This is a genomic window from Pseudoblastomonas marina (genome assembly GCF_014641655.1).
GTDB lineage: Bacteria > Pseudomonadota > Alphaproteobacteria > Sphingomonadales > Sphingomonadaceae > Alteriqipengyuania_A > Alteriqipengyuania_A marina.
In genome coordinates this window covers 1-754 of sequence record NZ_BMID01000033.1, presented here as the reverse complement: position 1 = coordinate 754, position 754 = coordinate 1, and the positions used below count along the sequence as shown (strand labels likewise).

The 754-nt window shown below is 28.8% G+C and carries 1 protein-coding gene; it reads right to left on the bottom strand.

What is annotated here, in order from left to right; all coding sequences use genetic code 11:
* Nucleotides 1-177 precede the first annotated feature (177 nt).
* Nucleotides 178-576 carry an LAGLIDADG family homing endonuclease gene (locus IEW49_RS13440; RefSeq protein ID WP_268235651.1) on the bottom strand — a complete coding sequence of 133 codons (399 nt, stop codon included), beginning with the start codon at nt 574-576 and terminating at the stop codon, nt 178-180.
* Between the last annotated feature and the right edge of the window lie 178 nt (nt 577-754).

Genomic DNA, 754 nt, shown 5'->3' with positions numbered 1-754 from the left:
TCTTACTCATAACATGGCTTGTTATTTTTATTTCCTGCTGATTATTCATTGTTTCATCCTTTAAGATTTTTACCATTATTTGGTACCTAAAGGCATTAGAAGTTCCCAGCACATAGTGAAATTTATTGTATTTTATTGTTATTTATTTTTGATATTACCAATTATCTAAACTTTTATCTATTCTTCTTTTATTATTCTTTTGCTATTCATATTACTTTGAATTAGCTTTATTGTATCTAATCCTTCATCAGTTAAATGAGTTTTAGATTCTATTAGTTTGGCTATCTTTACAAAATCTAAGAAATCTTCCTGTTTAACTCCCAATAATGGGTACTCTTTTAAGAAAGGTATTAGCTTATTATTTATATCTGAAAATATTGTTATTAAGTATTGACCTTCATTACGTGTTGGTGATTTGTAATATCTACCCATATTTAGATAAATAGCTATATCCTTCAATAACTCTTCATCTTTAATATGCTGAGTTAGTGAAAATCTTAACCAAACATTTCGCCACCCCCCCCTTCGGGGGGGGGAATTTTGAGTTATAACTTGGAAACATCCTTCACCTTCTATAAATCCTCTAATTCAGTTTAAGCTTTTAACCTTAACATCTGAAGTATTGTATATTACTGAAGGTCTCACTGCTGCTTTTACAGTAGGGAAACTTTCTTTAAATTTGTCAGATAGACCTCAATTTAATGTAGCTTTTATTCCTACTAATTTTAATAAACCTTCTAAAGATAAATGTTCT